16 protein-coding genes are annotated in these 21,917 nt (G+C 61.8%); 8 read left to right on the top strand and 8 right to left on the bottom strand.

Annotated elements, in window-relative coordinates; genetic code table 11:
• Positions 1 to 21: 21 nt before the first annotated feature.
• A complete protein-coding gene (locus QQK16_RS04065) occupies positions 22 to 1,803 on the bottom strand; it encodes a GspE/PulE family protein (protein ID WP_284195145.1) in 1,782 nt (593 codons plus the stop codon).
• Positions 1,804 to 1,978: 175 nt separating this feature from the next.
• Between QQK16_RS04065 and QQK16_RS04060 the strand changes: the two genes are divergently transcribed.
• The 3 genes from QQK16_RS04060 to QQK16_RS04050 all read left to right on the top strand — a co-directional run bounded on the left by QQK16_RS04060 (position 1,979) and on the right by QQK16_RS04050 (position 6,286).
• Entirely contained in the window at positions 1,979 to 2,746 is a 768-nt protein-coding gene (locus QQK16_RS04060; protein ID WP_284195144.1) for a TlyA family RNA methyltransferase, read from the top strand.
• Positions 2,747 to 2,916: 170 nt separating this feature from the next.
• On the top strand, positions 2,917 to 4,521 hold the full coding sequence (locus QQK16_RS04055; RefSeq protein WP_284195143.1) for an ATP-binding protein: 1,605 nt from the start codon (positions 2,917 to 2,919) through the stop codon (positions 4,519 to 4,521).
• 343 nt (positions 4,522 to 4,864) lie between these two features.
• On the top strand, positions 4,865 to 6,286 hold the full coding sequence (locus QQK16_RS04050) for a pectate lyase family protein (protein WP_284195142.1): 1,422 nt from the start codon (positions 4,865 to 4,867) through the stop codon (positions 6,284 to 6,286).
• Positions 6,287 to 6,339: 53 nt separating this feature from the next.
• Here QQK16_RS04050 and QQK16_RS04045 read toward each other — a convergent pair whose 3' ends face one another.
• On the bottom strand, positions 6,340 to 6,630 hold the full coding sequence (locus tag QQK16_RS04045; RefSeq protein WP_284195141.1) for a SelT/SelW/SelH family protein: 291 nt from the start codon (positions 6,628 to 6,630) through the stop codon (positions 6,340 to 6,342).
• 212 nt (positions 6,631 to 6,842) lie between these two features.
• Here QQK16_RS04045 and QQK16_RS04040 point away from each other — a divergent pair, with 212 nt between their 5' ends.
• Positions 6,843 to 8,873, top strand: coding sequence for a site-specific recombinase (locus QQK16_RS04040; protein WP_284195140.1), 2,031 nt, complete (start codon positions 6,843 to 6,845; stop codon positions 8,871 to 8,873).
• On the opposite strand, the gene QQK16_RS04035 is transcribed toward QQK16_RS04040, so the two are convergent.
• From QQK16_RS04035 to QQK16_RS04010, 6 genes are all read right to left on the bottom strand, one after another.
• Positions 8,870 to 9,613, bottom strand: coding sequence for a lysophospholipid acyltransferase family protein (locus QQK16_RS04035; RefSeq protein ID WP_284195139.1), 744 nt, complete (start codon positions 9,611 to 9,613; stop codon positions 8,870 to 8,872). The genes QQK16_RS04040 and QQK16_RS04035 overlap by 4 nt on opposite strands.
• A 380-nt stretch (positions 9,614 to 9,993) precedes the next feature.
• A complete protein-coding gene (locus QQK16_RS04030; RefSeq protein ID WP_284195138.1) occupies positions 9,994 to 12,594 on the bottom strand; it encodes a bifunctional diguanylate cyclase/phosphodiesterase in 2,601 nt (866 codons plus the stop codon).
• Between the two features lie 416 nt (positions 12,595 to 13,010).
• A complete protein-coding gene (topA, locus tag QQK16_RS04025) occupies positions 13,011 to 15,314 on the bottom strand; it encodes a type I DNA topoisomerase (RefSeq protein WP_284195137.1) in 2,304 nt (767 codons plus the stop codon).
• 126 nt (positions 15,315 to 15,440) lie between these two features.
• Positions 15,441 to 15,902, bottom strand: a complete 462-nt coding sequence (locus QQK16_RS04020) for a DUF494 family protein (RefSeq protein ID WP_284195136.1) — start codon at positions 15,900 to 15,902, stop codon at positions 15,441 to 15,443.
• Positions 15,903 to 15,936: 34 nt separating this feature from the next.
• A complete protein-coding gene (gene dprA, locus QQK16_RS04015; protein WP_284195135.1) occupies positions 15,937 to 17,031 on the bottom strand; it encodes a DNA-processing protein DprA in 1,095 nt (364 codons plus the stop codon).
• 159 nt (positions 17,032 to 17,190) lie between these two features.
• The gene (locus QQK16_RS04010; protein ID WP_284195134.1) at positions 17,191 to 18,264 is read right to left on the bottom strand and encodes a LysM peptidoglycan-binding domain-containing protein; all 1,074 of its coding nucleotides are present in this window, start codon (positions 18,262 to 18,264) and stop codon (positions 17,191 to 17,193) included.
• A 132-nt stretch (positions 18,265 to 18,396) separates the two neighbouring features.
• Between QQK16_RS04010 and def the strand changes: the two genes are divergently transcribed.
• The 4 genes from def (at position 18,397) to QQK16_RS03990 (ending at position 21,916) form a co-directional block, all read left to right on the top strand.
• Positions 18,397 to 18,900: a peptide deformylase gene (gene def / locus QQK16_RS04005; protein WP_284195133.1), complete on the top strand. Its 504-nt coding sequence runs from the start codon at positions 18,397 to 18,399 to the stop codon at positions 18,898 to 18,900.
• A 193-nt stretch (positions 18,901 to 19,093) separates the two neighbouring features.
• Positions 19,094 to 20,017, top strand: a complete 924-nt coding sequence (gene fmt, locus QQK16_RS04000; RefSeq protein WP_284195132.1) for a methionyl-tRNA formyltransferase — start codon at positions 19,094 to 19,096, stop codon at positions 20,015 to 20,017.
• A 59-nt stretch (positions 20,018 to 20,076) separates the two neighbouring features.
• A complete protein-coding gene (gene rsmB, locus QQK16_RS03995) occupies positions 20,077 to 21,348 on the top strand; it encodes a 16S rRNA (cytosine(967)-C(5))-methyltransferase RsmB (protein ID WP_284195131.1) in 1,272 nt (423 codons plus the stop codon).
• A complete protein-coding gene (locus QQK16_RS03990) occupies positions 21,335 to 21,916 on the top strand; it encodes a DUF4390 domain-containing protein (protein WP_284195130.1) in 582 nt (193 codons plus the stop codon). Before rsmB ends, QQK16_RS03990 begins: the two co-directional genes overlap by 14 nt.
• The last annotated feature ends 1 nt before the right edge of the window (position 21,917 follow it).

Here is a 21,917-nt window from a genome sequence, read left to right as displayed (position 1 = left end):
GGTTGAAGGCGCGATAGTAAGTCAGTCAAAGTCGGATGGCACGACCTTCATGACTTCTTCCAGCGTGGTCAGACCAGCGGCAATCTTCTGCGCGCCCGCCAGTTTGAGCGGTTTGAGCCCATCCTTGATGGCTTGTTCCTTGATCAGCCCAGGATGCGCCACCGACGCTACCAGGCGGCGCAGCTCATTGCTGATGCTCAGCATCTCGTACAGGCCTATCCGGCCCAGGAACCCGGTATTGCGGCATTCCAGGCAGCCCACGGCCTTGTAGGCGGTCTTGGGCAGTGCGGCTTTCCAGGGGGCCACCAGCGCATTCCACTCGGCTTCCAGCGGTGTGCCAGGCTGTTTGCAATGGGGGCAGAGCGTGCGCACCAGGCGCTGGGCCATCACGCCTACCAGGGTGGAGCTGACGAGATAGGGCGGCACACCCAGTTCCAGCAGGCGTGTCACGGCACTGGGGGCATCGTTGGTGTGCAGGGTGGAGAGCACCAGATGGCCGGTCAGGGCCGCCTGTATGGCCATGTCGGCAGTCTCCCGGTCACGGATTTCACCGACCATGATGATGTCCGGATCCTGCCGCAACAGGGTACGCACACCCTCGGCAAAGGTCAGGTCTATCATCGGCTGCACCTGCATCTGGTTGAAGCTGGTCTCTATCATTTCGATGGGGTCTTCCACCGTGCAGACATTGACTTCTTCGGTCGCCAATTGCTTGAGTGTGGTGTAGAGCGTGGTGGTCTTGCCCGAGCCGGTAGGGCCGGTTACCAGCACAATGCCGTGCGGCTGGCGCACATAGCCCTGCCAGCGTTGCTGCTCGTCCGGGCCGAAGCCCAGGGCGGCGAAGTCCCGTACCAGGATGGCCGGGTCGAAGATACGCATTACCAGCTTTTCACCAAAGGCGGTAGGCATGGTCGATAGCCGCAGCTCGATCTCGCGGCCGTCGGGGGTCTTGGTTTTGACCCGGCCATCCTGTGGCCGGCGTTTCTCCGCCAGGTCCATGCGGCCCAGCACCTTGATGCGCGAGATCAGCGCGTTCATCACGGTGGGCGGCACCTGGTAGACGGCATGCAGCAGGCCATCGATACGGAAGCGCACATGGCCGGCTTCGCGGCGGGGTTCCAGGTGGATATCCGAGGCACGCTGGGTAAAGGCGTACTGGAACAGCCAGTCCACCAGCGCCACGATATGGTGGTCGTTGGCATCGACATTGCCGGTGCGGCCCAGCTGTACCAACTGCTCGAAGTTGGCCAGGTTGTTCTGCGTGCCAGACTGCGCTACCGCCTGCTTGACGAAGCGCGACAGGTTGTAGAACTCAGGCAGGAAGCGGGCGATGTCCTCTGGGTTGGCCATCACCCGCTTGATTTCGCGCTTGAGTATACGGCTAAGCTCGTCTTCCCAGTCCCGCACAAAGGGTTCGGCCGTGGCCAGGGTGGCGGAGGTGGCGTCCACCGCAATAGGCAGGATGCCGTAGCGGCTGGCATAGCCGTGGCTCAGTACGCCTGAGACGCTGGCCACGTCGATCTTCAGCGGGTCGATATGGAACCAGGCCAGCCCCACCTTGGCACCCAGCCAGTGGCCTAGCCATTCCACGTCGATCAGCTCGTCGTTGATCTGGCTGCGCCAGCCCTGTGGCGCAATGGCATTGAAAGGGTGGGTCTTGCCGTGGGCCGAGGTACGGGCCGGTATCAGAAAGGCCGCCGCCGTACCGGCTGGAATATGGCCCTCTTCCGTCAAGGTATCGACCAGGGCCTTGATGGACAGGCGGTGGTCGCCATGGCCACGCACGGGAAAGAACTTTTTCATGGGCAGAAATCTCGAGGTTGTTCCGGCTTTCAAGTCGGCTTCGTTCTAATTGTCGCTTATGCCAAACGAATTGTCGGCAGCAATATGAGGCGGTCGCCATGACATTGGGTCGTTGCCGTTGAAATTGTTTGGTGTAGGCACCTATCCTGCCGCCTCCCTGGCTTAAAATCCCCCCATGACTGAACTGATACGCGCCGACATACTGCTCACCGAACTGGGCCTCGCTCCATCTCGTACCGCTGCCCAAAGCTATATCGCCGGGGGGCGGGTACACCTGCTGGAGGCCGGGCGCCGCACCTTGGTCAGCAAGCCCAGCCAGAAGTTGCTGGCCGATGCTCAGCTGGAGGTGGTGCCCGACCCGGCTGACCGCTTTGTCTCGCGCGGAGGCCTCAAGCTGGCCGGCGCGCTGGCTGAGACCGGGCTGGACGTAGCCGGCTGGCGCTGCCTGGATGTGGGTATCTCGACCGGCGGCTTCTGCGACTGCCTGTTGCAGGCAGGCGCCGCCGCCGTGGTCGGGGTCGATGTCGGCCACGGCCAGCTGCACCCGGCGCTGCAGGACGACCCGCGTGTCAGCCTGTTCGAGGGGGTCAACGCCCGTGTGCTGGATGTCGCCGAACTTTTGGCGGCCAATGGTGGACAGGCGTACGACCTGGCGGTGGCGGATCTATCCTTTATCTCGTTGACCCTGGTACTGCCTGCCGTGGCGCCGCTTGTGCGGCCGGGTGGCCGCCTGCTCTGGCTGGTCAAGCCGCAGTTCGAGGTCGGCCGCGAAGGCATTGCCAAGGGAGGCATCGTCCGTGATGCGTCCTTGTATGAAGGGGTCAGACTCAAGGTCACCCAGACGGTGCAGGATCAAGGCTTGAGGTTGGATGCCTGGCTGGACAGCCCCATTGCGGGCGGCGATGGCAATCGCGAGTTCTTCATGCTGCTGACCAAGCTCTGAGGGGAACAAGGCGGGAGACTGGCGGACCAAAGGGCATGGAAAAAGCGTTAGCAATGGCTTATAAATCAGCTGATAAGCTGGTAATAAAGCATACCCGCACTCGGTGATCCATCCGTCATGATGGGCCATGCCCTGCAGCGGTAGATATGCCACGGACGAGGAAGGAAGCCATGGCTGCCCGGAAAGTGCTTTATCTGGAAGACAATCCGCTCGATGCCCAACTGGCAGGCAATGCCCTGCAGCGCCTGGGGGTAATGGTGGATCTCCATGTGGTGGAGACGGCGGATGACTATCGCGGCGCCTTGGCGCGTGAAGCCTACGACCTGGTGATCTCCGACAGCGGGGTACCCGGCTGCGAGGGGCATGAGTCACTATGGCTGGCGCAGCAGATTCAGCCTGGCGTGCCGTTTCTCTATTTCAGCGGCCACGCCGATCAACTGGCTACCGAAGCAGGCCTGGATGCAGGCGCCCAGGATTTTATCGACAAACGCGATCTGTGGCGGCTCAAGCACACTGTGCGCATGCTGCTTGAGCGCCCGGACGGCAATAGCGACACTGCGCTGCTGCATGACTACAGCCGCCGCCAGGCCCAGTTGATACAGGCGGTGAAGCAGCTGGGACGTGCCCGCTGCCTGGATGACATCGCCCATGTGGTGCGAACCGTTACCCGCGAGCTGGTGCTGGCCGATGGCGCCACCTTTGTGCTGCGCGAGGGCGAACAGTGCTATTACCTGGCCGAGGATGCCATCAGCCCGCTATGGCAGGGCAGGCGTTTTCCCATGTCGGCCTGCGTCAGTGGCTGGGCCATGCAGCACAAGCAGCAGGTGGTCATATCCGATATCTATCTGGATGACCGGGTGCCTCATACCGCCTATCGCCCTACCTTTGTCAAAAGCATGGTGATGACGCCGGTGCGCCAAACCGACCCCATCGCCGCCATCGGCACCTACTGGGCGCAACCCTGCCTGCCCAGCCACGACGAGCTGGCCCTGCTGCAAGACCTGGCGGACAGCGTGGCGCTGGCACTGGAGAATGTCACCAGCTACGATAGCCTGCAGCAAAGGCTGACCAAGCGGGCCGACCAGCTCAGGGCCGTCAACCACGAGCTGGAGGCCTTCTCTTATTCTCTCTCCCACGATTTGCGTGCGCCGCTGCGTGCCATCAACGGCTTTGGCAATATTCTGCTGGAAGACCACCTGCAATCCTTGTCACCCGATGGCAGGCACTACCTTTTGCGCATCTGTGCCGAAGCGGCCCGCATGAATGATCAGATCGACGATCTACACAAGCTGTTCCTGCTATCAAGCCAGCCGGTACGGCGCAGCACCGTCAACCTGAGTCTGATGGCCAGTGGGGTGATGAGTCGTCTGCGGCAGCAGGACGGTCGCCGTACCGCTGTCGTCAGTATTGCCCCCAACCTGACCGTCAGCGCCGACCATGGGCTGTTGATGATCGCGCTGGAGCACCTGCTGGCCAACGCCTGGAAATACACCAACCGCAGCCCGGGCGCCGTGATCGAAGTGGGAGTACAACCCAACGCCCATGCCGATGAGGTGTTCTACGTGCGCGATAATGGCGTGGGTTTCGACAGCAGCAGGGCCAGCAAGCTGTTCAGCCCCTTTCAGCGTTACCACAGCGACCGCGAGTTCAACGGCACCGGCATAGGCCTCGCTATGGCGCAACGCATTGTCCACCTGCATGGTGGGCGGATATGGGCGGAGTCGGCCGAGGGTGAGGGGGCGTGTTTTTACTTTACCTTGCCGGTGGCGGATTAGGCGCGGGGCAAGGCGTCTTGTCATGGATAGCCTGTCGGCGGTTGTTCGATAGCAGACAGTAGTCGGTTAGGCCCGCCATCAAGGCGGGTTTTTTCATGCGTGGACGCGCTCAGTGATATCTCGGTAATGCGTTTCGTGTATTGGACGTTTTTCATGTCCAGGCATTGGTCAAATTCCGATAGGGCAAGCAGATGAGGGAAATTGCAGGCCATGCTGTCCTCGAACTGAGTCATCTACCACACCGCTGCCACTATTTTCCTGTCTAAGCCACCTTGATGTATATGACGCATGCTAGATTATGTCTTTGGCATAATCATGTGCCCTGTCATCTTAAGGATTTCCCATGCACGTTCCGAACGCGTATTTCAAGCTATTGCCTCTCGCAGCGATCTTTGCTTTGTTCAGTACAACGGCCTTTGCCAAGGACTGGCCTAGTGGATATTCCAAGTGCGCTGATGAAGCCGGCGTCTGCCAAGTGGGCGATCAGCCCAGGCTGGTGTCGTTTGGTGCTAGGGATCAATGGGTGGTCAAACCGCAGAAAGGCGTGGTGACCTGTGACAAGGCGACCTTTGGTAGCGACCCGCTACCGAACAAGATCAAGAAGTGTGCGCTGGGTCCCTTAGTGACCACCACGCCGCCGCCAGGTGGTGGTAATACGGGCGATGCTAGCAACGAAGCCGCGCCTGCCACCGGATGGGCCGGCTACGGTAAGGGGACGACAGGTGGCCGAGGGGCAGGCGCCACGTCTATCTACACCGTCAGCTCGGCCTGGCAGTTGCAGGAAGCGCTGAAGCGCAGCGGCATCCAGCCACGCATCATCAAGGTCTACGGCAACATAGACATGGCGTCGGCCGATAATGGTGGCAAGTTCAAGAGTGCTTCGGATCAGGCGGCGCGCAACGCCATCGTGCTGCCGTCCAACACTACCTTGATCGGCTTGGGAGAGTCGGCCCAGATACGCAATGGCCGTATCGTGATCAAGAATGTGGAAAACGTCATCGTCCGCAACCTGCAGATAGTGAATCCCTGCGATATCGCGCCGGTGTGGGATCCTAACGATGGTTCGTCAGGCAACTGGAACTCGGAATACGATGGACTGGTGGTGGAGGGTGCCCGCCATGTCTGGATAGACCACAACAGCTTTACGGATTTTCCTGATACAGATGACCGCGCACCGGTGGAGAAGGGCAAAATCAAACAATGCCACGACGGTGCGCTGGACGTGAAGAAGGCCGCTGATTACATCACCGTGTCCAACAACCTGTTCGAGCTGCACAGCAAGAATAACCTTGTGGGCTCGTCCGATTCAGCCAGTGAGGATGAAGGGCACCTGACGGTGACCTTCAATAATAACTACTTCCGCAACGTGTCCGAGCGTTCGCCCCGCGTGCGCTTTGGCAAGGTGCATCTGTATAACAATTATTATGAAGGCACCAAGGGCAAGGGCATCTACCCCCACAAGTACAGTATAGGGGTGGGCTACAAGGCCAAGATACTGTCGCAAAACAATGTATTCGACGTAGCTGGCGCAGCAGCCTGCAAGGATGTGATCATCAATCCGGGTTCGGCCAGCAAGACCGGGGCTATGGCCGATAGTGGCTCCCTGTTGAATGGGTCGTTGCTCAGCGTGGGCCCAGGCAAGGACTGCGCTTTCAATTCCGCTATAGGCTGGCAGGTGCCCTATGCGGTCCAACCGCTGCCGGCCAGCAGTGTGCGTGATTCGGTCAAGCGTAACGCAGGCGCAGGAAAGCTGCAGGTCCGTTGATGCTAGGGCGCCGGCTGTTGCGCGGCGCCCGGCTGGCCGACCCGTTATCAGCCTCAGGCAGGACCGGCTTTGCGCTCGCTATGCCCCAACGCTTTGTCCGGGGCGATGACGTCCCTCACCCTCTGCTTTAGTTCGGCGGCTTCAGGGAAGCCGCCATCTGCCTTGCGCTCCCATACTGTATGGCCGTTGGCGCGGATCTCAAAAACGCCGCCGGTACCCGGTTGCAGGGCCACTTCGCCAAGTTCCTGTTCAAACGTCGACAGTAGCTCCTGAGCCAGCCAGGCGGCCCGCAATAGCCAGCGGCATTGGGTGCAGTAGTGGATCTCGACGCGGGGGGCTGGCATGGTGGGGTTTCCTGTTGCAATGCAGCAGGCACTATAGTCAATCCGGCCGGGCTCAGGGAAGATGGCTGTACACACCAGACTGCGCCGCGCAGAACTTTTGCGTTAGTCTTGGCCTCAATAGTGATTTCGGTCCATCCCGCCCTGGTGCGTCGCCCGTGGCGGAGCAACCTTGGGGGAACCACCCTGACAGCGACTCGCATGGAGCCTTGCCTATGACCCAGAACGCCTCGCTCGAATCCGCCCTGCAGCGCATTACTGCCACTCAGGATGCCACGCCAGATGCCATGGCAGACCTGATTGCCGCCATACGCCCCAGACGGGCCGACGATGGCGAATATGCCGTCAATGTCCTTCGCTCCCTGGCTTTTCTGCTGTCGCAGCGGCCGGAGTTCCGGCGTGGCTTGCGTGACTATCTGATGAGGCTGATAGGCACTCGCCGGCAGCTGCACCTCTATACCGACACCGGCATTCTCTCCAATGAGGGGGTGTGGAGTGCCTTTCGCCGCCGCTTGGGCGAGAAGCTGCTGCCGGGTGAATACCGAGATGGTTACCTGAAGGATGTATTTGGCCAGGTGTTCGCCCGTAAGGACGACCACCTGTGGGTCGGTGCCGTGCCCGATGCAGTCTGGCTGGAAGTATGGCAGGCCATGCAGTTTGGCGAGGGTCAGCATGAGCGCGATGCCCGCAATACCCGGCTAGAGTTGCTGGAGGCAGCCCAAGTGCTGTCCTACCGTATCTCGGCGATCGGGCTGGAACCGGAACTGGTCCGTAATCACCCGGCCATTGAGCAGTTCGAGTCGCCCTTCCTGACCCAGAATGTGGCACTGCGCGATTATCTGGAGCGCTACAAGGCGTGCCTGGTAGACCCGACGGTGGCGCACGAGGATGACAGCCATGTGCGCATTCTGCTGAGCCAGTGTGAGGAGATCATCGGCAAGCTGCGCAAGACTGCGGCGCAGGAGGGGGTCAGTGTTAGCCTCACCTATCTGATGGTGCGGCTGCAACAGCATCTGGCCCGTCTGCGGTTGGTGCTGGATTTGCTGGCGCCCGAACAGGCGCAGCAATTGCCCGAGCGGGCCGTGCGCTTTTTCAAGGTGCTGGTGGAGGCAGATAACCGCAAGACCAGCCTGCGCGACCTGTTTGCCACCAATACCGATTTGCTTGCACTGCAGATTACCGAGCATGCCGGCCGCACTGGCGAGCATTACATCGCCAGCAATCGCAGCGAGTGGAAGGCCATGGCCAAGTCAGCCATGGGCGCCGGCCTGATCGTCGGCTTTATGGCCCTGCTCAAGATACTGACGACCAAACTCAAGCTGGCACCGTTGATTGAGGCCTTTGCCTTTAGCATGAATTACTCGCTGGGTTTCATGCTGGTGCATGTGCTGCATTTCACCATTGCCACCAAGCAACCCGCGATGACGGCCGCCCGCATTGCCGCCACCATCGAGCAGCATGGTGTCGGCGGCAAGAACCGGCTGGATGCCTTGGTGGATCTGATCGAGGCGGTGGCACGCACCCAGTTTGTGGCCATCCTGGGTAATGTGGGGGTGGCCATTCCCACGGCCTTTGCCATTGCCCTGACGGTCAAGTATGGCCTCGGTGAGGTATGGGTTACACCGGAAAAAGCCCTGCACCTGCTGCATGACCTCGATCCCATACGCAGCCTGGCGTTACCGCATGCGGCCATCGCTGGCTGTTGTCTGTTCCTGTCGGGTTTGATCTCGGGCTACTACGACAACAAGGCGGTCTACAACCGTATTCCCGAGCGTCTGCTGCAACTACGCTGGCCGCGCCGGCTGTTCGGCTTCCCCCGTTGGCAGCGTATCTGCACCTATATCGAGAACAACCTTGGTGCACTGGCCGGTAACTTTTTCTTCGGCATCATGCTGGGGTCCATGGGCACGCTGGGCTTCCTGCTGGGCTTGCCGCTCGATATCCGCCATATCACCTTCTCGTCGGCCTATCTGGCCTACGCGGCGGTAGCGCTGGACTTCCAGCTGGGGTGGCAGCTGTGGACCATGTCCATCGTCGGCATCGCCCTGATTGGCCTTACCAACCTGGCAGTGAGTTTCAGCCTGGCGTTGTTTGTGGCCCTGCGCTCACGGCGCATACGCTTCGTGGATGGCAGCGCGCTGGTGCTGAGGCTGCTGCAACGGTTCCTGCGGTCGCCACAGCGCTTCTTCATCGCACCCAAGGACGCGCCGGCCATGACGGCGGCGCAGCCTACGCAGGCAGGCTAACCGGCAGTTCTGAAGGCGGGGTCGTCGCGCCGCAGCTCGGCCTCTATCAGGGCGTAGACGCGGTCGCGCAGGGCGGGCACGTCGGCCTCGGTCATGCCGGTCGTGGGGATGGGGGGCAGCCAGCGAAAGATCACCTTGCCCGGCTGGAACAGCAGGGTGTTGAGCTGCTGCACGCTGCGCATATTCAGTTGCACGAAGGGCTGGATGGGAGCCTGGGCGCCGATGGCAAAGCGGAAAGGGCCGTCGCGGAAGTCTTGCAAGGGGGTATTGCCCCGATTTCGGGTGCCTTCGGGGAAGATGAATACCGGCCAACCCTGGCCCAGAGCCTTGCTCAGCGCAGCCACGCTGCGTTGCCGGCTTTCGGCCGAATCGCGGGCCACGAGTACGGCAAAGCTCTTGAACAGGAAGCCCAGCAGCGGAATACGGGCAAACTCTTGCTTGGCCAGCACCTTCACTGCACGGGCGCACGCCATCGCACAGATAGGCATGTCCAGCATATTGCAATGGTTGCCGATGATGACAGGTGCGGGCTGCCAGGCGGCCTGGCCTTCAATCTGCAGCCGTATGCCGGTCAGCCACGACCAACAGCGCATGGAGATACGATTGGCGGCGTACATGACAGTCAGCCGACGGTGTTCATCCAGCAGCAAGGCTGGCAAATAAAAGGGAATGACGGCAGCGACGCCGATCAGGAACAGCAGGCCAACATAAACGCTGTAGATCGCCTTGATGAAACGCATTGCGGCAACTCGTGGTGGAACCGGACGGCATTCTGCGGCTTTCTGCGCTCAATGAACAGCTGTTCACTATCACAGCCGCCAGACGGTGGTGGGGTGATCGGTGCAAGCAGGGGCCGCTGGCGCCTGCTTCTCACGTCATCACCCATCTATGCCTTACGCTCATGAAAGGCTCGACAACGAGCGTCAGCGAAGCTCCCGCGCGGCGGCGCGGGCGGGGGGAGTGGAATCAATCAAGGGGAGAGCCTATGGGTTCAGGCTGCGCTGATGTTTAGCGCCAGGGTCCCCCTGGCGCCTGCTTCTCACGTCATTACCCGTCGATGCCCTCAGCCCATGATAGGCTCGACAAACCAAGCAATGACCGGGTTCATCAGCAGGCTCGCTCAAATCTTGCCATCCAGCCCCAGCTGCAGATACAGCTCGCATACGCCGGCGGGTACCGGTTCGCTGAAATGGAAGCCCTGCATCAACTCCACCCCAAGGCCTTGCAGGAAGCGGGCCGCCTCCAGGGTCTCCACCCCTTCCACCACGACGTCCAGACCCAGGGCGTGTGACATCTGCACGATGGCCTGCATGATCCGGCGTCCCGATTCATTGTTGAGCCGGGCGGTAAAGCTCAGATCCACCTTGAGTATGTCGATGGGCATATCGTGCAGCTGCGACAGCGAGGAATAGCCAGTGCCGAAGTCGTCGATGGCGATCTTGAAGCCGGACTCATGCAGTTGTTTGAGATGGCGTGACTGCCGGGCCTGATCGGTCAAGGCGAGGCTCTCGGTAATCTCGACGATGACATCGGCCGGCCGCAGCTTGAATTCCTCGACCGTCTTGATGAGGTTGCGGACAAAGCGCGGCGAGAACAGCAGGTTGCGCGAGACGTTGAGTGCCAATGGCTGCATAAAGCCCCGGTCACGCCAGCCGCGCAGCTTGGTCAGCGCCTGCACGGTGATCTGCTCGGACAGCTCGCTGATCAGACCCAGCTTTTCGGCCATGGGGATGAACAACTGCGGGGTGATCCAGCCCACGCTGTCATCATGCCAGCGCGCCAGTGCCTCGATGGAGCTGACCTGGCCGGTGCGTGCATTGACGATGGGCTGGTAGAACACCTGCAACTCATTGCCCAGCACCGCGTGGTTAAGGCGGGTCTGGATGGCCATGTGCTCGCGGCCTATGCTCTTCAGGTGCACGATGTCGCCATAGAACTGCACATTGTTACGGCCCATGGACTTGGCGTGGTACATGGTGCTGTCGGCTACCCGCAGCAGGGCCTCGGCGCTTTCTGCATTGTCGGGGTAGACCGCCATGCCGATGGAGATGGTAGGACGGGTCTCTATGCCTTCCAGCACGATGCCCTGGCGGGCAATCTCGCGCAGGCGCTCGGCCACCTGGCTGAGGGTGGCCAGGTCGGGCAGGTCGGGCAGCATGACGATGAACTCATCGCCGCCCCAGCGAGCCAGCACATCTTCCTCGCGCAGCACCGAGCGTATCTGCCTGGCCAGGGTGGCCAGCACCTGGTCGCCGGCCTGGTGGCCAAAGGCGTCGTTGATCTGCTTGAAATGGTCCAGGTCGATGAAGCCCAGCGCGACCCGGCCGCCGCTGCGTTTGGCGCGTGCCAGTGCCTGGTGCAGCAGGTCGTCCAGCAGTACCCGGTTGGGCAGGCCGGTCAGGCCGTCATACAGCGCCAGCTGACGGATATGTTCCTCGCTCAGATGGGCGGCGGTGACATCGCGCAGCACGCCGCGCAGGCCGTGGCTCTGACCATCGGCGCCCCAATTGGGCAGCAAGCGGGCTTCCAGCCACAGCGGCTCGGCGCCGTCGCGCAGCAAGCGAAAGCGCACCGACAGCGGTTCTCCCTGGCTTAGCACCTGGTTGTAGGCGTGCAGCAGGGGAGGGTGGTCGTTGCCGTCCACAAAGTCGGTCAGCATCTGCTCCAGGTCTTCGCGACTGGCATTGTTGCGGCCACGCAGGGTGCTCCAAGCGGCAGAGAGGCGGGTCAGCCGGCCTTCCTGGGTCAGCTCGATCACAGCCTCTTCCAGCTGGTCCAGCGTGTCTATCATGGCGCGACGGCGTGCCTCCTCGCGCATCAGCTCAGTCACGTCGCGTATCAGCGCCACCGCATTGCGGCGGCCGCCATCCTCGCTGGGCACGGCCTGCAGCCGGCCTATGCAGTAGATCACGCCCTCCAGCCTGGGCAGGGTGAATTCGAATTGCTCGCGGGCTTCGCTGGCCAGCGCCCGCGGCAGGGCTTGGCCCAGGGCCCAGGCCATGTCCTGAGGAAAAGCCATGTCCAGCGGCAGGCCGATCAGGCTGGCGCTGGGCAGGGCCGGGTGGTGCGACCAGACGTTCACCACAATGCCATCGGCACTGAGTTCGAACACCATGTCTTCGGTGGCGCCCACCAGGGTGGCCAGCCGCAGCGCGTTGACGCCCATGCGCTGTTCTGCCTGCTGCCTGACCAGTGCCAAGGCCAGGTAGTTGGCCAGGGTGGCCAGAAATCGCGGCTCGCCCGATACGCGGCGGCGGGGCTGCTCCAGGTAGGCCAGAGCCAAAAAGCCGATCAGCTCGCCGGCATCCAGCAGCGGCACGCATAGCAGGTATTGCACGCCGGCTGGCCCCAGCATGACCTGGGTGGCCGGCAGCAACTCGCTTGCGCGGCGCTCCAGCATCAGGCCGGCCGAGAGGGTTTCATGCAGATCGCGATAGAGGCGGTAATCGAGCCGGTTCAGCGATTCGGCCACGGCACGCGGCAGCACGATCTTGCCGCGCCATGCACCCGCATTGTCGGCTCGCATGCTCCCTGCGCCATGGCGGTACAGCGCTGCGGCATCGGCATCGGCGGCCCGGGCAATAGCCGCCAAGGCGCGCTCCAGTGCATCGGGGCTGGCATCGTTGATCAACTGTCCGGCAGCATCCAGTGCCTCGAGGTAGTCACGGGTGGTATTGCCTTGCGCGGGCGTGGCGTCGTCGAGATCGCGACGGGCATTCATGGGGTATCTCCTGCCCTCTGCGGGGCGAACAGCCATCTTACTCCCGAAATGACGTCAACATGTCAGCTGGCGCATACGGTTATTTTGCCGCCTGTCTTGTTCGCTGCCTATCTCCGTCGCCGGCGATGGGTGTTGGTGTCATCGAGTAAACCAAGGCCATGATTTTATTCGCTATTCGTGCCGCTGCCTGCGCGGGTGGCGGTGGTGGTCCAGGCAGTCGGCACGGCTGATGCCCCACGCGACCAGCCACATGCCTTACCCGCATAGACTAAATCGGCTACGCCTGCCCCGGTCGCTACCGGCACCTGCCCAGCCCGGATGGCAGTGCCGAGCATCGCTGCCGGCTGCAAGGGCGCACACCGCCTGAGCGCAAAAAAGCCCGCCTACAGGCGGGCCTCCTTGGCCTGACCAGGCGCTTACTCGCTGCTCTCTGCCTGCGCCGCCAGCTGCTCCGGTGTCATCACCGTCTCGGCATGGCCGCACTCCTTCTGCGGACAGACTTTTTCCAGGCCGCGCCGCTTGGTGGTCTTCAGCGTCAACACCGGCCACTGGCACTTGGGGCAAGTCTCGGCGATGGGCGGATTCCAGGTGGCGTAGGTGCACTTGGGGTAGGTATTGCAACTATAGAACAGCTTGCCATAGCGCGACTTGCGTTCGATCAGCATGCCGGTGTTGCAGACAGGGCAGGTGACGCCGGTGTCCTTGGGTTTTTCCAGCGGCTCGATATGCTTGCACTTGGGGTAGTTGGCGCAGCCGATAAACTTGCCGTAGCGGCCGGACTTGACGATCAACTGACCGCCGTCATCGGGGCAGACGCGGTCTTCGATGACCTGCACCTGCTCCTCGGCCTTCTGCTCGGCCGTCTCGTTCATGTCGCGGGTGTAGTCGCACTCGGGGTAGCCGGTGCAGCCCACAAAGCGCCCACGTTTGCCCAGCCGCACGGTGAGCTGCTTGCTGCACTTGGGGCAGGCTTCATCCAGGGCTTCATGCGTGACTTCGCTGCGCTTGAGTGACTTCTTTTCTTCCACCTGCTGCGAGAAGCCGGTCCAGAACTCCTCCATCACTGGTATCCAGTCACGCTCGCCGTTGGAGATCTCATCGAGCTTGTCTTCGAGCTTGGAGGTGAACTGGTAATCGACGTACTGACCGAAATGGTCGGTCAGGAATTTGTTCACCACCTCGCCGGTATCGGTCGGCAGGAAGCGTTTCTTGTCCAGGTTGACGTATTCGCGATCCTTCAGCGTCTTGATGATGGAGGCGTAGGTGGAGGGGCGGCCTATGCCGAACTCTTCCAGCGCCTTCACCAGCGAGGCTTCCGAGTAACGGGGCGGTGGCTGGGTAAAGTGCTGCTCGCCGTAGAGCTTGTCTACCGGCAGGTCTTCACCGGCTTCCAGTACCGGCAGCTTGGCGTTGTCCTCATCCTCAGCGTCATCCACGTCTTCCTCGTAGACGGCAAGGAAGCCGGCAAACACCAGCACCTGGCCGCTGGCGCGGAAGATGGCCTCACCCATGGCGATATCCACGCTGGTGGTATCGAACTTGGCCGGCGACATCTGGCTGGCCAGGGTGCGCTTCCAGATCATTTCATACAGCTTGAACTGCTCGGCTGACAGATAAGCCTTGACCGAGGCAGGCGTGCGCAGGATGGAGGTCGGCCGTATGGCTTCATGGGCCTCCTGGGCATTCTTGGACTTGTTCTTGTAGACCACCGGGCTGGCCGGTAGCGACTCGGCATCGAACTGGCTGCCTATGTACTCGCGTATCTCGGCCACTGCTTCGTTGGCCAGGGCCACCGAGTCGGTACGCATATAGGTAATCAGACCGGCGGTGCCGTCACCCAGAGCAATACCCTCATACAACTGCTGGGCCGTGCGCATGGTGCGGTCGGTAGTCATGCCCAGCTTGCGCACTGCCTCCTGCTGCATGGTGGAGGTGGTGAAGGGCGCCGTGGGGTTGCGGCTCTTGCGCTTCTTTTCCACATTGCTGACGCTGGCCGGCTTGCCCGCCAGTGCGGCCAGTATCTCGGCCTGGGTGGCCTCGTCCGGCACATCGAACTGTTCGAGCTTCTTGCCGCGCCATTCGTGCAGGCGTGCACCGAACTTGGTCTTGCCCTTGTGGCTGTCCAGATGGACCGACCAGTATTCCTGGGCAGTAAACGCCCGTATCTCGTTCTCTCGCTCGCAGATCAGGCGTAAGGCCGGACTCTGCACGCGGCCGGCAGAGAGGCCGGAACGAACCTTGCGCCATAGCAGCGGCGAGAGGTTGAAGCCCACCAGATAGTCCAGCGCGCTGCGTGCCTGCTGGGCATTCACCAGGTGGCTGTCCACATCACGCGGGTTGGCCACGGCGGCCTTGACGGCGGTTTCGGTGATTTCGTGGAACACCACGCGCTTCACCAGTTTCTTGTCCAGGGCCTTCTTGCCGTTGAGTATCTCCAACAGGTGCCAGGAGATAGCCTCGCCTTCGCGGTCCGGGTCAGTTGCCAGATAGACGTTCTTGGCGGCTTTGGCTGCGGTGACGATGGCGTCCACGTGCTTGGCGTTCTTGGCGATGACCTGGTACTTCATGGCAAAGCCATGGTCCACATCGACCGAGCCATCCTTGCGAACCAGGCCGCGGACATGGCCGTACGACGCCAGGATTTCAAAATCGCTACCGAGGTACTTCTTCAGCGTTTTCGCCTTGGAGGGCGATTCGACGATCAACAGATTATCAGCCATGCGGGCTCCGCAAGAGGCGGTGAGTTGGAGTGCGTACAGCCCGGCTTGGCAAGCGGGCTGCAACGCGATATCTAGGGGTAATGTAGGTGCGGCAGCAGGAAAAGCCAATCCTGCTAGCGCATTGGACTAATGCATCTGACCGTCAGACTCGGCAAATAGCAGCTCTTCAATCAGCAGATTGGCGAGATCATCGCCCTGCCGCCAGAGCACCATCAGTGCCACGCGCTTGACCGCTTCGGCATCGATGGACTGAGCGTTGCTCTGCATCAGCCGGTCTATCAGCTGTTCGCGTTTGCCCGCACTGAGGGCACCCGAACTCGACAGGTAGTGAAAAAACGCCTGCGCCTCTACGGTCAGGCGGCTTTCTTCCCTGGGGTGCAGCACGCGTGCCATGGCGATGCTGCGTTCATCAAGCAAGGCATAGGGGGCATTGTCGAGTTCATCGAACTCGCTCAGCCAGTCCAGTGCCTCACCAATTTCCTCGTCGTCAAAGCCCGCAGCCGACAACTGTTTGGCCAAGGTGCTGCGGTCCGGGCAGTTGTCCAGCGAGAAATATTGTTCGAAGAGAAAGGCGAGTACGTCGAACACGGGAGACCTCTGGTATTGCGGGTAACGGTTACATTCAGGCCAAGCGTTGATAGCGGCCTCCGGGTAGTTTGGCGACCTGTCCTGTCAACTCCAGCGTCAACAGCATCGCGTAGACCCGGTCGGGCGTCAAGTTGGCGCGCGTAACCAGGCTGTCAATATCGAGGGGATCATGGCCCAAAGCCGCCAGCAAGCTGGCTTCTGCCGCATCGGCCGGTGCTACCGGGTTTTTTGCCGTTGGTCGTAAAACAGCGGGTTCCGGCGCGGCCCCCAGCTCTTCCAGGATGTCGGCAGCGGTTTCCACCAGCTTGGCGCCGTGCTTGATCAGCTGATGGCAGCCCTTGGATAAGGTCGAATGGATGGAGCCGGGAATGGCGAACACTTCGCGCCCCTGTTCGGCGGCTTCCCGGGCGGTAATCAAAGAACCACTCTGCAAGGCGGCCTCCACTACCAGCACGCCACGGGCCAGGCCCGAGATGATGCGGTTGCGGCGGGGGAAGTTGCCTGCACGGCCAGGCGTGCCCAGCGCGAACTCGGAGAGGATGAGGCCCTCCGCTGCGATCTGGTGTGCCAGCGCATGGTTGCGGGCAGGGTAGACGATATCCAGCCCGGTGCCGACCACAGCGATGGTGCTGCCGGGGCCGCTGAGCCCGCCACGATGGGCGGCGGTGTCGATGCCCAGGGCCAGGCCCGAGACGATGCACCAGCCGCGTTGCGAGAGGTCACGGCTGAAAGCTTCGGCGTTCTGCACGCCCTGGGGGGTGGCATTGCGGCTGCCCACCACGCCCAGGCTGGCGCTGCCCAGCAGCCCGACCTGGCCCTTGGCATACAGCACGGGAGGCGGATCGCTGATTTCCAGCAGGCTGGACGGATAGTCGCTGTCGGCCAGGGTCAGCAGGCGGTTTTCGGGGGTGTCGAGCCAGGCCAGCGAGCGGGCCAGTTGCTCAGGGTCTGGCCCCTGCTTCAGCGCCTGTGCCAGCTTGTCGGGCACATGCCGCGCCAGGCTGGCCTGGCTGGCGGCCAACACCTGGGCAGGCGTGCCAAAGGCGGCCAGCAGCCGGCAGGTATGCGCCGGGCCCATGCCGGGCGTCAGGCTGAGCCGTAACCAGTCTTCGCTATCGGTGTCCCGCATGGTCGCCTCCCCGGCGTCGCGGCACTGTCTCGTGCCGTCGTACTGCATTGGTATCGCAGCATGGCGCCTGCCTGGCGCCAGCGATCTGCTTGGGCACAAACAACAGCGCGACCGATTAGGTCGCGCCATGTTGTCCGGCTTTGCCGCAAAACTACAGGATCAGGGCTTGCGCACCACGTCCAGCAGGTTAAGCGGACGGGTGCCGTTCAGGGCCAAGCCGTACGACACCTTGGGGAAGACACGATAGATAAAGACATAACCATTGCGTTCCGCAGGGGTCATCATGCCCTTCTCGGCCTTGCTGGCGGCCTTGATCGGGCGTGGTGCCTTGTAGGCATTGAGTACGTGGCCCAGCTCCAGGCCGTCACGTTCGCCACGGTTGATCACCACCGTGGTATATGGGCCGGCATCATTCACACCACCGACGGTGGAGATGATCTTGCCCTCCACATCGCGAGTAGGGATATGCGGCACGTAGTTGGGGTAGGCCATGCGTGGCTTGGGGATCAGTCGATCGCCAAGCGCCAGTTCCCTGGCGACCTTGGTGATGCTGATGGTGCTGACGTCAGCCACCTGGCGCGTCACGGCATCGCCCACATACAGCACTTCGTAGCCTAGTACTTCCTTGGTGTCGGGGTCGCGCAACAGCTTGCCGCCGTTGAATACCTGCCACTGGTCGCCAGGGTTGCCGGTAACGCCGACGGCATAGGCCGTGTCGCCCATGGTCAGGGTAACGCGGTCATCCGCGTTCTGCGCAATGCGGGGCGCTTGCAGGAACTCGCTTTCCTCGACCACCAGCGGCTGGGTCAGGAAGGGCACAATGGCGCTAGTGGGGATGGGGGGCGACGACATATTGTCGAACTGGGTGACCCGCACCTTGGGGTTCAGCTTGTCGCGGCTGCGCCGGGCATCATTGGCGTCGTTGCCAAGCAGGCGCAGGCGCGGGTTGCCGCTGCTCATGTCGAGCACGATCACGTCACCGGGGTAAATCCAGTGCGGATCCTTGATTTCGTCCTTGTTCATGTTCCAGATTTCTGGCCACTTCCAAGGGTGTTTGAGAAACTTCCCGGAGATGTCCCAGAGGGTATCGCCCTTGACCACGACATAGCGGTCTGGGGCATTTTCCTGCAGGGTCAGCTCATCGGCCGCAGCCGGCAAGATCGCTGCCAGCGTTATAATGACGGCTGGAGCGATACGGGAAATGAGTTTGGCGCGGATACTGGACGGGCGCATGACTGGCTTCCTTGTTTGGTCGGGGCCTGGACGCTGATGGCAACGTGGCATAATGCCACTAAGTATATGCTAAGGTCATTTAAAACCAATTGCTCAAATTCTGCATCCAAATAGATAGGCTAGCAAGAAAATATGGCGATCCTGAATATCCTGCATTATCCGGACGCGCGTTTGCATAAGGTTGCAACGCCGGTTGAAAAAGTCGACGACGATATTCGTCGATTAATCGATGACATGGCCGAGACCATGTACGAAGCCCCTGGTATCGGCCTGGCGGCCACCCAGGTGGACGTGCATAAACGGGTGGTGGTCATTGATGTGAGCGAGGATAAAAGCGGTTTGCTGGCTTTGATCAACCCTCGCATAGTCAGTGCCGATGGCTACACGGTTTTTGAAGAAGGCTGCCTGTCGGTGCCCGGTATCTATGAAGAGGTGGAGCGGGCCGAGCATGTGGTGGTCGAGGCGCTGGACCGCGATGGCAAGCCCTTCAAGCTGGAAGCAGAGGGCCTGTTGGCTATCTGCATACAGCATGAAATGGATCATCTGGAGGGTAGGGTTTTTGTGGAAAAACTCTCCCGTCTGAAGCAAACCCGCATTTTGTCGCGCCTGAAAAAGAACCAGCGCAAGACACTCTAAAGCGATCTGGCAAGCGCAGTATTAGGCGCCCTTGCCGGTTTTGGCTGTGTGGTATTTGTGCAGCCCTGCGATGGCTTGGCCTAGTGTCATGCTGGCCGACATGGGCATTTTCTCTCCTGGCCAGGGCGCCGTGCGTTGCGCGCCACATTGCCCTGGCACCTTGTCATCTGCGCCTGCAGATAGAGTAGAACCGATGAAGCTGATTTTTGCCGGCACACCTGAATTTGCCGCTACCGCCATGCAGGCCCTGATCGATGCCGGCCACGAGATCGTGCTGGTATTGACACAGCCTGACAGGCCGGCTGGAAGAGGTATGAAATTGCTGGCTTCGCCGGTCAAGCAGTTGGCCGAGCGCTATGGCTTGCCGGTCTATCAACCCGAGAAGCTGCGTACTGCCGAGCAGCAGGCGCCGGTGGCGGCGATGGCGGCCGATGTCATGGTGGTTGCGGCCTACGGCATCATCCTGCCGCAGGTGGTGCTGGATATGCCCAGGCTGGGTTGCCTCAACATCCATGGTTCGCTGCTGCCGCGCTGGCGCGGCGCAGCCCCCATACAGCGAGCCATCGAAGCGGGTGATTCGCTTACCGGCATTACCATCATGCAGATGGATGCCGGTCTCGACACCGGTGGCATGCTCAGTTGCCACCCAGTTGCGATCACAGCCACCGATACCACCCGTAGCCTGCATGACAAACTGGCAGTTTGCGGTGCTGAGGCCATCGTCGCGTCCCTGGTCGACCTGCCCGCACTGCAGGCGGCGGTGGTACCGCAACCGGTAGAAGGCGTGACCTATGCCGAGAAGATACGCAAGGAGGAAGCCGCGCTGGATTGGCAGCAGCCGGCCGAACTGCTGGCCCGCCGCGTGCGGGCCTTCGATCCCTTCCCCGGCACCACCGCCCGCCACGGCGAGGAACTGATCAAATGCTGGGCTGCCCAGGCAGAAGCGGGTGGCGGTGTACCCGGCACGGTGCTGCAGATAGGTGCCGACGGTGTGCGGGTCGCCACCGGACAGGGCGTGTTGTGTCTGACGGAATTGCAGCGTCCTGGCGGCAAGCGTCTGCCGGTGCGGGATTTCCTGGCGGCGGGCAAGCTGGCCGTCGGCGATGTGCTGGGCTGATGCCCGTGCTCGGCGCCGTTTGATCGTTACTGCATCACCTTACTCATAGAAGCCTTGCCATGTTCCTGACTCAACGCCTGGCCAGCGAGGCGGTTGCCGCCGTCCTGGCCGGCCGCAACCTGACCGATGTGCTGGCCCGCCAGCACCAGCGCAGCCCCGAACTGGAGCCGCGCCAGCGTGCGGCCATCCAGGATATCGCCTACACCACCCTGCGCCATTACGGCGAGGTGGATTTTGTACTGGGGCGCTTGCTCAAGCGGCCGGATACCGACCCTGCCGTCCGTGCCCTGCTGGCAACCGGCATCAGCCAACTGGCTTGGGGCCGTAGCGCCCCCCACGCGGTGGTGGATCATGCCGTCAAGGTGGCTACCCAGCTCAATGGGGGCTACGCCAAGGGCATGGTCAATGCCGTGCTGCGCAACTTCCTGCGGCAGAAGGACGCCTTGCTGGCCGCTGCTGGCCAGGATGACAAGGCCCGCTGGAACCATCCGGCATGGTGGGTGGCGGCCATGCGTACAGCCTATCCGCAGGATTGGCAGGCGGTGCTGACAGCCAACAACCTGCATCCGCCGATGAGCTTGCGGGTCAATCGCCGGCAGCAGCAGCGCGATACCTATCTGGCCAGCCTGCGGGCTGCGGGCATGGCTGCAGAGGGGGATGGCGAGGCAGGCATACGCCTGCAGGAGCCGGTGCCGGTCGACAAGTTGCCAGGTTTCTTCGAGGGCGTATGCTCGGTGCAGGATATTGGCGCGCAGTGGGCCGCTCCCCTGCTGGATGTGGCCGATGGCATGCGGGTGCTCGACGCCTGTTGTGCCCCCGGGGGCAAGACTGGTCATCTGCTGGAGCTGGCTGCGCTGGACCTGACGGGGCTGGATGTTGATGAGGCCAGGCTCAAGCGGGTGCAGTCCAACCTCGACCGGCTGGGCCTCAAGGCAAGGCTGGTGGTGGGCGATGCGGCCCAGCCTGCCGGGTGGTGGGACGGCCAGCAGTTTGACCGCATCCTGGCCGATGTGCCGTGTTCGGCCTCGGGGGTGGCAAGGCGCCATGCCGACATCAAATGGCTGCGTCGGCCCGACGATTTTGCGCAATTCGCCACGCAGCAGGCCGCCATGCTGGAAGCTTTATGGGGATGTCTCAAACCGGGTGGTAAACTGCTTTATGTAACCTGCTCGGTGTTTCCGCAGGAAAACGAACAACATGTCGCTGATTTCCTGACGCGCCACCCCGACGCACGGCGGCTGTCCCTGCTACCAGGTATGCCGGAAAGCGGGCAACTGCTGCCTAACGAACGCCACGATGGCTTTTTCTACACCCTGCTTGCCAAGGACTAACATACAGCGCCTGCTGCTGCAGCTTTGTGCCCTGTTGTGCTGCCTGCCGCTATGGGCCGGTGGCATCGCGCTGGAGTCCTATCATGGGGTGGAGCAGGACGGGCGGCTTAGCATTGATGCCCGCTTCCTGGTCAGCCTCGATGCCATGCATGAAAATGCCTTGTTATCCGGGGTGCCGCTAACCTTTGCGGTCGAGTTCACGCTCACCAAGCCCCGCTGGTACTGGGCCTGGCGGCGGGTAGCCGATTGGTTTGACCCTACCGCGCGCATTGAATATCGCCTGTCATACCACGGCCTCACCCGTAGCTACCGGGTGGGTGTGGGCACGCTCTACCGCAGCTACGATACCCTGGATGGCGCCTTGCGCAGCCTGGGCGTGGTGCGCGACTGGATGGTGGCTGAGCGCGGGTCGGTGACCAAGAAGCTCGACAGCCGTTTTGCCGGCCACCTGACCATGCGGCTGGATACCGACAAGCTGCCCAAGCCCCTGCAACTGGGTTTGCTGGGCGATGCCGAGTGGAAGCTGAACTCCGAGCAGACTACAGTCGAGTTCGAAGAGGCCCAATAGC

The sequence above is a fragment of the Chitinimonas prasina genome (assembly GCF_030160395.1).
Lineage (GTDB): Bacteria > Pseudomonadota > Gammaproteobacteria > Burkholderiales > Chitinimonadaceae > Chitinimonas > Chitinimonas prasina.
Note: the sequence above shows the minus strand (reverse complement) of the source record. Positions and strands in the feature narration are given on the sequence as shown.